The 8,752-nt window shown below is 55.5% G+C and carries 9 protein-coding genes and 1 tRNA gene; 5 read left to right on the plus strand and 5 right to left on the minus strand.

Translation table 11 applies throughout. From position 1 onward, the window contains the following. From ABWQ00_RS15315 to lptF, 4 genes are all read right to left on the minus strand, one after another. A partial coding sequence (locus ABWQ00_RS15315; RefSeq protein WP_353239525.1) for a LysR family transcriptional regulator occupies positions 1-350 on the minus strand: 350 nt, incomplete at its 3' end. A gap of 28 nt (positions 351-378) precedes the next feature. Further along, a complete protein-coding gene (locus tag ABWQ00_RS15320; RefSeq protein ID WP_353239526.1) occupies positions 379-786 on the minus strand; it encodes a sirohydrochlorin chelatase in 408 nt (135 codons plus the stop codon). Further along, positions 783-1,889, minus strand: a complete 1,107-nt coding sequence (lptG, locus tag ABWQ00_RS15325) for an LPS export ABC transporter permease LptG (RefSeq protein ID WP_353239527.1) — start codon at positions 1,887-1,889, stop codon at positions 783-785. Before lptG ends, ABWQ00_RS15320 begins: the two co-directional genes overlap by 4 nt. After that, entirely contained in the window at positions 1,886-2,995 is a 1,110-nt protein-coding gene (lptF, locus tag ABWQ00_RS15330; RefSeq protein ID WP_353239528.1) for an LPS export ABC transporter permease LptF, read from the minus strand. The genes lptG and lptF overlap by 4 nt, the downstream gene beginning before the upstream one ends. Positions 2,996-3,019: 24 nt before the next feature. On the opposite strand from lptF, the gene ABWQ00_RS15335 reads away from it, so the two are divergent. From ABWQ00_RS15335 to ABWQ00_RS15350, 4 genes are all read left to right on the plus strand, one after another. Next, positions 3,020-4,582 carry a leucyl aminopeptidase gene (locus ABWQ00_RS15335; protein ID WP_353239529.1) on the plus strand — a complete coding sequence of 521 codons (1,563 nt, stop codon included), beginning with the start codon at positions 3,020-3,022 and terminating at the stop codon, positions 4,580-4,582. Positions 4,583-4,604: 22 nt separating this feature from the next. Next, positions 4,605-5,039: a DNA polymerase III subunit chi gene (locus tag ABWQ00_RS15340; RefSeq protein WP_353239530.1), complete on the plus strand. Its 435-nt coding sequence runs from the start codon at positions 4,605-4,607 to the stop codon at positions 5,037-5,039. Then, positions 5,036-5,299: a hypothetical protein gene (locus ABWQ00_RS15345; protein ID WP_353239531.1), complete on the plus strand. Its 264-nt coding sequence runs from the start codon at positions 5,036-5,038 to the stop codon at positions 5,297-5,299. The genes ABWQ00_RS15340 and ABWQ00_RS15345 overlap by 4 nt, the downstream gene beginning before the upstream one ends. Positions 5,300-5,409: 110 nt before the next feature. After that, positions 5,410-6,576: a branched-chain amino acid ABC transporter substrate-binding protein gene (locus ABWQ00_RS15350; protein ID WP_353239532.1), complete on the plus strand. Its 1,167-nt coding sequence runs from the start codon at positions 5,410-5,412 to the stop codon at positions 6,574-6,576. A gap of 107 nt (positions 6,577-6,683) precedes the next feature. Here ABWQ00_RS15350 and ABWQ00_RS15355 read toward each other — a convergent pair. Then, a tRNA-Ser gene (locus ABWQ00_RS15355) sits at positions 6,684-6,774 on the minus strand. A gap of 197 nt (positions 6,775-6,971) precedes the next feature. On the opposite strand from ABWQ00_RS15355, the gene ABWQ00_RS15360 reads away from it, so the two are divergent. Continuing rightward, the coding region (locus ABWQ00_RS15360; RefSeq protein ID WP_353239533.1) for an Orn/Lys/Arg decarboxylase N-terminal domain-containing protein at positions 6,972-8,752 on the plus strand (1,781 nt) is incomplete at its 3' end.

An 8,752-nucleotide genomic window follows, 5' to 3' on the forward strand; every position in this document is an offset into this window, starting at 1 on the left:
TCACGCAACTTGGCCACTGGCAGGGGCAAGACATAACGCGCCTGTGTGTGGGTGGTGGCGATGGACAATGTACCGCTGTCTTGGGCGCTGAATTGCTCGCCAATTTTTTTCAGGTTGTTCACCTCGCGCAGAATCAACTCGATGCTTTGCAACACGTGTTGGCCGGGCTCTGTGATGCGCTTGAGCCGTTTGCCATGGCGCGCAAAAATTTCAATGCCCAACTCATCTTCCAGCTCGATGATGGCCTTGGATACGCCCGGTTGCGAGGTGTGAAGAGCCTTGGCAGTTTCAGTCAAATTCAGGTTGCGGCGAGCGGCTTCTTGAACAAATCGAAATTGGTGCAGGTTCATATGCTTATGGTTATATGTTTTGCCTAAATTATGCTTTATTTGTCTTTTGGCAGCTCATTTGTCCTGCAGCAATGTGGGCCATGAGAGAGGTCATGGCAGGGTGTTCGCCAATGGCGGGCACCAATTCGAATTGCATCTGGGGGTAGGCCTCGGTCAAACCAAGCACAATTTCTGGCAAATCCTCTCGCGCGTGTCGACCCACGCCCAAAAACATGGGAACGATGCGCACATGCGACAAACCCTGTTTCATCATTTGCTCGATGGTGCTGGGCAGATCCGGTTGGGTCAGCTCGAGAAAAGCCACAGCCACAGACATGTTGGGCCATTGCGAGGCCATGTGCTGGGCAACGGCGTCAATGGGCAAACGCCAAAGAGGGTCGCGCGAACCATGGGCAAACAGCACCACACCGGTGCCTGAGTCGATACTGGGATTCATCGCCGAAGCACCATCCACCAAAATGCAGCCAATGAAACAGCACTGTACAAAAGGGCAGGCGCAGCAGAAGTCAGCAGAGGTTGCCAGTTTTGCAAGTTACCAATGAAGCTGAACACGTTGTTCAGTAGCGCAAAGCTGATACCCGCCAAAACACCACCGAACACGTGACCGGCAATTTGGCCAGAGCGAAAGTGCAAATAGGCAAAAGGCAAAGCCAAAACCAGCATGACCAAGCAACTCAAGGGGTAGAACACCTTGCGCCAAAACTCGATTTCGTAACGTTGTGCGTTTTGGTTGTTCACCGACAGATGTCTCATGTAGCCAAACAATTCCCAAGTGCTCATGCGGTCTGGGCTGAGCAAGGCGGCAGCCACCATGTCTGAACTGATGCCAGTGGTCCAGACCTTGGTGCCCAATTGGATGGCGCTGAACTTCGCTGCTTGTTGAGGGCTGGGTGCCAAAACGGACTTGTGGTCCACCTGTTGGAGTTGCCACTGACCCGCCTGTATTTGAGCCTTTTGCGCATGTGTGATGGCCAGCAGCTGACCCCGCTCATTGAAAGCGTGGATGCGTACTTCCTCCATTTGGTCAATGCCATCAAAGCGTCGGACATTCACAGCGAACTGTTGGGTGCCTTGTTTTTCGCGCAGCCATGCGCCGGTTTGTCCCAAAGTCAGCTGGCCTTGGTAAGGGGCTTTGATCTGCTGGGCTTGTCGCTCGGCCCAAGGGGCTGCGTAATCGCCAAAAAAGAAGGTCAAGCCCACAAAAATCAGACCCAGTTTGAGGAGTGAACTCAGGGCCATCCAAGGCTCCAATCCACCTGTTCGCAAAATGGTGAATTCGGAGCTTTGGGCCAAGCGGGCCATCACAAAAATGCTGCCAATCAAGACCGAGATGGGCAACAACTCATAGAGGTGCGAGGGGATTTTGAGCGCAATGTAAATCAGTGCGTGCTGCAGCAGGTAGCCTTGGCTGCCAAATCTCGACAGCGACTGGAGCTCGTCCACCATGTCAAAAAACAAGAAGAGCGCGAGAAAACCCAGAGCCACAAACACCACCGCCCGGATGATTTCGCCAAATAACAAGCGACGCACGGTTTTCATGATGCCGTCCTTTGCGCGGGTCGTAAAACGGGTACCCAATTGCGCCAACTCCAATTCATGTGGCGCCAAAACAGCCACATCAACGAAATCGCCAAAACACCCCCATGCAAGCCGAAAACAAAACCCAGGACGCTCACGCGGCCGGTGCTAATCCAGCTTTGACCGACATTCAGCAGGTTGTAATAAGCCACAAAAACAAACAGGGCCAAACCTAGGTGGTAACTGCGGCCGACTCGGGGATTGACAGCAGACAAGGCCAGCGCCAGAAGGACCATGTTGACCGCGGTGCACACCAAGCCCACGCGCCAAGCCAATTCCGCTTGGTTGTTGAGAGTGGGTTGCTGGATCAGTTGCAAGGTGGTGCTTTGGCGGCTGTTGAGCAATCCGCCCACGGGAGCTGAATCGGTATCGATCAAGAGCTGGTAACGCTCAAACTGGGTTAATCGCGTCTCACCGGTGTCCAGATGGGTCAGCCATTGTTGGCCATTTTCTAAAAACAAAAAGCGGTCTGGCCCCACAAACTCGATGCGCCCTTGGGATGCTGTGGTCACGCTTTCCAGTCGACCATCCCGGCTGGAGACGAAAACGTTGTTTCCCCAATCTTGGCCTGGGCTGTCTTTGTCGATGAAAAAAACTCGGTTGCCTCGTGCCGACTCTTGAAACTGGCCCGGTGCGATGCGCTCTACATCGTTTCTTTTCTCATAGCGTTCCCGCAGGTCCTGAATTTGTTGGTGGCTCCAAGGCCAGACAAACAGTGACAACAGACCGATCACGAGAAAAATCGGCCAAGAAAAACGGAAAAGCGGGCGAATGAACTGCCCTAAACCTTGTCCACTGGCAAACCAAATGACCATCTCGCTTTCACCATACATGCGGGACAAAGTGGCCACACTGGCAATGAACAGACTGAGCGTGATGATCGTGGTCATTTGCCCCAACACACTGAAGCCCATTACCAGAAACACCTCCGACGGGTTCACGCTACCGCGGCTGGCCAGTCCCAAGGTACGGATCAAGATGATCGTCATGACGATGGTCACGAGGATCAAGAGCGTCGCACCAAAGTTGCGTGCCAAGTCTTTGCGTAAGGAGGAATGGAATAACATTGGCGAAACTGGAAAAACTGAATTATGAACTTCGAAATCCAAAAGCTTTCTCTTGAGCGTGCAATTCAGGGTCAACTCGACGCCATGATCGTTTTGTGGCCCGGTCAATCCGTCCCAGATGCCTTAGGGCATGACCCTGTCACCCGGTGGGTGGCCAAGGCCATGGCGCAAGGCGATTTCGAGTTGAAGGCGGGTGCTGTCATGACGCTGTATTGTCAGCCGGGCATCTCGCCTCGTCATTTGGTGGTGGTGTGCACCGGCGACAACCAAGCCGGTCAGATCCGCAGCGCCGTCCAATCGGCCTGGAGTGCACTCAAGTCCACCAAAATCAAGCACTTGGGCCTGCATGTGGCAGGGGATGCGACGGCTCAAGGCCTTCAGCTGGCCTTGTCCAGCCTGGCCGATGCCAGTTACAGCTACACCACCACTTTGAGCAAACCCAAAAGCCGGTCGCTCAAGCAGGTGTTGGTCAGCGCTCAAAACACCACCGCGGCCCACGAGACAGCCGTACAGCATGTCCAAGCCTTGGTTTCGGGTATTGAGTTGGCCAAAGAGTGGGCCAACCGTCCCGCCAATCACGCCACACCCAGCCATTTGGCCCAAGCGGCCAAAGACATCGCCAAGGGCAAAGCTTTCCAATGCGAGGTGTTGGGCCCCAAAGAGGTGGCCAAGTTGGGCATGGGGGCGTTCATGGCCGTGGCCCAAGGGTCTGCCGAGCCCCTGCGTTTCATTGTGATGCGTTACAAGGGTGCTCCTGCCGCTCAAGCCCCCGTTGTTTTGGTGGGCAAGGGCATCACTTTTGACACCGGGGGTATCTCCATCAAACCAGCGCCAGAGATGGATGAGATGAAGTACGACATGGGTGGCGCGGCCAGCGTGCTCGGCGTTTTCAAGGCCTTGACGCATTTGAAACCCGCCATCAACGTGGTGGGCCTGATTCCAGCCACCGAAAACATGCCCGATGGTCTCGCGGTCAAACCCGGTGATGTGGTCACCAGCATGAGCGGACAGACCATTGAAATTTTGAACACCGACGCCGAAGGCCGTTTGGTCCTGTGCGACGCACTGACCTATGCCGAGCGTTTCAAACCGCAAGCTGTGATCGACATTGCCACCCTCACGGGCGCCTGTGTGATCGCTCTGGGTGCGGTCCGAACAGGTTTGTTTTCGAGCGACGACGCACTGGCGCTGCAGTTGCACCAAGCCGGCGAATCCTCGGGCGACACTTGCTGGCGCATGCCTTTGGACGATGACTACGCAGAGGGCCTCAAGTCTCGTTTTGCCGACGTCGCCAACGTGGCGGGAAGAGCAGCCGGCTCCGTCACGGCTGCCAAATTTTTGCAGCGCTTTGCCAAGAATTTTCCTTGGGCCCACTTGGACATCGCCGGCACCGCTTGGCGCAGCGGTGCCGCCAAAGGTGCGACGGGTAGGCCTGTTGGCTTGTTGTTGCAATACCTGACCCAGCTTGCAGCAGGCACGCAGCCTTCTGTCGCGACCAAATCCAAACGCGCTGTAACCGGCGCAAAGACAAGCCCCAGCAGATCTGCAGTTTCTCGGCCCAAGGCGCGTGCTGCGCGCAAATCTTGAAGGTCCAGAACACTTTGATGTGATGACCCGCATCGAATTTCACTTCAATACCTCCGAGCGCTTGCTGCATACCTGCCGCCTGCTGCGCAAGGCGCGTGCACAGGACCTGCGCATTGCGGTGGTGGGCGCCCCAGCCACTTTGCGGCAACTCGATGCCGAGTTGTGGCGCTTTCAAGATGTGGCATTTTTGGGCCATTGCACCCCGGAATCTTCCCCTGCAGTTCAGGAGGCCTCCGCCATTGGCCTGGGCCCCGACCCCTTGGTTTGGGGAGCGAGTGATGTTTTGGTGAATCTGGGCGACGAGGTGCCTGGCGGTTTTGAGGGGTTCGAGCGCCTGATTGAGATTGTCTCCAATGACGAGCACGGCAAATCCCAAGCCCGCCAGCGTTGGAAGCATTACAAGAGTCTGGGTTTTGACCTGGTGCAGCACGACTTATCCAAAAGCACAGAGCCATGAACGCTTTATCTAATACAACGCCCGACGTGCGCCCATTGCCCGACGAGATCCCCGTCTTGACCCAACCGATACAAGACGTCCCGCCAGCTGTTGTAAGTGCATTGGATGCCCGTGCTGCTGAAAAGCAAGCCTTCATGGCTTTGTCGGCAGAATTGTTGCAACAACTGAGACCAGAGTTCGACCGATTGGCCGAAGGCTTGGTTCACCGCACCCTTGAAACGGCTTGGCACCACAAGGTCAACTCGCCACCAAGCGCCTGAAACTGTTTGAAAAAGCCTGTACCTTTGGTTTTCCCTGATCCACAAGTGCATGAATTTGAAGTATCTTTGCGGCTTGCTTGATTGAAGCAATTTTTTTGTTTGGAGTTTGTATGAAATTTTCTGGTTCGCGTTCTTTGACCGTGGTCGCAGTGGCTGCCGCTGCTGTTGTTTTGGCAGCTTGTGGCAAAAAAGAAGTGGTTTCCAACGAAATGGTGGTCAAGATCGGCCACGTGGGTCCAGTCAGTGGTGCCATTGCTCACTTGGGTAAAGACAATGAAAACGGCGCTCGCATGGCCATTGAAGAGCTCAATGCCGCTGGCCTGAAGATCGGTGACAAAACTGTCAAGTTTGAATTGCTGACCGAAGACGATGCCGCTGATCCCAAGCAGGGCACAGCTGCCGCTCAAAAACTGGTCGACGCCAAAGTCAACGGCGTGATCGGTCACCTCAATTCAGGTACCACCATTCCTGCTTCACAGATCTACAACACGGCCGGCATTCCCCAGATTTCGCCATCCGCCACCAACCCCAAATACACCCGTCAAGGTTACGCCGGTGCATTCCGTGTGGTGGCTGACGACGTGCACTTGGGCGGCACTCTGGGCAAGTACGCGGTTGAAACCCTCAAGGGCAAGAGCATCGCCGTCATCGATGACCGTACCGCTTACGGTCAAGGCGTTGCCGAAGAGTTCAAGAAGGCGGTCACCGCTGCCGGTGGCGCCATCGTCGGTCACGAGTTCACCACCGACAAGGCTTCTGACTTCAATGCCATCTTGACCACGCTCAAGGCCAAGAAGCCCGACATCGTGTTCTTTGGCGGCATGGACGCGGTCGCTGGCCCCATGTTGCGTCAGATGAAGTCTTTGGGCATCCAAGCCAAGTTCATGGGTGGCGACGGCATCTGCACTTCTGAGTTGGCCAAGTTGGCGGGTGATGCCATGCGCGACGAAGGCGTGGTGTGCGCTGAAGCCGGTGGTGTGGAAGGCGAGCAAAAAGTGGGCATGGACAAGTTCCGTACCGACTTCAAGGCCAAATTCAACGCCGACGTGCAGGTCTATGCCCCTTACGTTTATGACGCCGTCAAAGTCATGGCCACCGCCATGGTCAACGCCGGCTCTGCCGATCCTGCCAAGTACTTGCCTGCTCTCAAGAGCATCACCTACAAGGGCGTGACAGGCGACATCGCGTTTGACGAAAAAGGCGACATCAAAAATGGCGCATTGACTTTGTACACCTACAAAGGTGGCCAACGTTCACAAATCGCTGTGGTTCGCTGATCTGACAACCCCCGCCGGCCGGGGGCCCTTTTTGAGGGCGCATTCCATCTTCAGATGGACCGCACAAACGAAAAAAAGCCTGCACATGTGCAGGCTTTTTGGGTTTCTGGCGGAGCAGGCGGGATTCGAACCCGCGGTGGGCTATTAACCCACACACGCTTTCCAGGCGTGCGACTTAAACCACTCATCCACCGCTCCGAAGAGGCAGATTGTAGCAGTGGATCCGTCCATTCTTGACGCCCAACGCCAATTCTTGTCTGTGCGGAGGCAGCCTGTGCGCTTGCTGTTTTTTGCCATTTTGTGATTTGTCCCGTTTGGCAGCGACTTTTTATCCTTAAACTTCGCCTTCGCATGAATTTCTTTGTCCCACCCTTGGCGCAATGCCCGATCAGTCCATGAAATTTCGTTTCCCCATCGTCATCATTGACGAAGATTACCGTTCCGAAAACACCTCGGGCTTGGGCATTCGTGCATTGGCAGACGCCATCGTGGCCGAAGGTTTGGAAGTTCTGGGGGTCACCAGTTATGGGGACTTGTCGCAGTTTGCGCAGCAACAAAGCCGTGCCAGCGCCTTCATTTTGTCCATCGACGACGAAGAGTTTTCGCCGGGCCCTGATTTGGACCCCGCGGTTATCAATTTGCGCGCCTTCATTGACGAGGTCCGTCGCAAGAATGCCGATGTGCCCATCTACATCTATGGCGAAACCAAAACCTCGCGCCATTTGCCCAACGATATCCTGCGAGAGTTGCACGGCTTCATCCACATGTTTGAAGATACGCCCGAGTTTGTGGCGCGTCACATCATCCGCGAGGCCAAAAGCTATTTGGAAGGGGTGCAGCCGCCTTTCTTCAAGGCGTTGCTCGATTACGCCGAAGACGGCTCTTACTCGTGGCACTGCCCAGGGCACTCGGGTGGCGTGGCTTTCTTGAAAAGCCCTGTGGGACAGATGTACCACCAGTTTTATGGCGAAAACATGCTTCGCGCCGACGTGTGCAACGCGGTGGAAGAGTTGGGTCAGTTGCTTGACCACAACGGCGCTATTGGCGAGAGCGAGCGCAATGCGGCCCCCATTTTCAATGCCGACCATTGCTTCTTTGTGACCAACGGCACCAGCACCTCCAACAAAATGGTTTGGCACCACACCGTGGCGCCGGGTGACGTGGTGGTGGTGGACCGCAATTGCCACAAGTCCATCTTGCACGCGATCATCATGACGGGCGCTGTGCCTGTCTTCATGAAGCCCACGCGCAACCATTTCGGCATCATTGGACCGATTCCAAAGAGCGAGTTCGAGCCTGCGGCCATCATGGCCAAGATCAAGGCCAACCCTTTGCTCAAGGGCATGGACCCTAAAAAGATCAAGCCGCGCGTGATGACGCTCACCCAGTCCACCTACGACGGTGTGCTCTACAACACCGAAACCATCAAGACCATGCTGGACGGTTACGTCGAAAACCTCCATTTTGATGAAGCTTGGCTCCCGCACGCGGCCTTCCACCCGTTTTACGGCCCCTACCATGCGATGGGCAAAAAGCGCGCACGCCCCAAAGAGTCGATGGTTTATTCCACCCAGTCGATCCACAAATTGTTGGCGGGCATCAGCCAAGCCAGCCATGTGCTGGTGCAAGACGCTCAAAACGTCAAACTCGACAGGCACTTGTTCAACGAGGCCTACCTGATGCACACATCGACATCGCCGCAGTACAGCATCATTGCCAGCTGCGACGTGGCAGCTGCCATGATGGAGCCGCCCGGCGGCACCGCACTGGTGGAAGAAAGCATCGCAGAAGCCTTGGATTTCCGCCGTGCCATGCGCAAGATCGACGCCGAGTACGGCAAAGACTGGTGGTTCAAAGTTTGGGGCCCCGAGAAGTTTGCGGAAGAAGGCATTGGCCGCGCTGACGACTGGATCTTGCGCAACGACCCGCGCAAAAAAGCCAGCAAGTGGCACGGCTTTGGTCAGCAGTTGGCCGATGGTTTCAACATGCTCGACCCCATCAAGTCCACCATCGTCACACCGGGCCTGGATCTGGATGGCAAATTCGACAAGACCGGTATTCCTGCATCCATCGTCAGCAAGTTCTTGACCGAACATGGTGTCGTGGTCGAAAAAACCGGCCTCTACAGCTTCTTCATCATGTTCACCATCGGCATCACCAAGGGCCGCTGGAACAC

Source organism: Limnohabitans sp. (assembly GCF_040400975.1).
In the GTDB taxonomy this organism is placed as follows: domain Bacteria; phylum Pseudomonadota; class Gammaproteobacteria; order Burkholderiales; family Burkholderiaceae_C; genus Limnohabitans_A.

What these genes read in the sequence shown, in the direction of transcription:
- ABWQ00_RS15320 (WP_353239526.1), bottom strand. Translation starts at nt 786, where the DNA reads ATGAATCCCAGTATCGACTCAGGCACCGGTGTGGTGCTGTTTGCCCAT.
- lptG (WP_353239527.1), bottom strand. Translation starts at nt 1,889, where the DNA reads ATGAAAACCGTGCGTCGCTTGTTATTTGGCGAAATCATCCGGGCGGTG.
- lptF (WP_353239528.1), bottom strand. Translation starts at nt 2,995, where the DNA reads ATGTTATTCCATTCCTCCTTACGCAAAGACTTGGCACGCAACTTTGGT.
- ABWQ00_RS15335 (WP_353239529.1), top strand. Translation starts at nt 3,020, where the DNA reads ATGAACTTCGAAATCCAAAAGCTTTCTCTTGAGCGTGCAATTCAGGGT.
- ABWQ00_RS15340 (WP_353239530.1), top strand. Translation starts at nt 4,605, where the DNA reads ATGACCCGCATCGAATTTCACTTCAATACCTCCGAGCGCTTGCTGCAT.
- ABWQ00_RS15345 (WP_353239531.1), top strand. Translation starts at nt 5,036, where the DNA reads ATGAACGCTTTATCTAATACAACGCCCGACGTGCGCCCATTGCCCGAC.
- ABWQ00_RS15350 (WP_353239532.1), top strand. Translation starts at nt 5,410, where the DNA reads ATGAAATTTTCTGGTTCGCGTTCTTTGACCGTGGTCGCAGTGGCTGCC.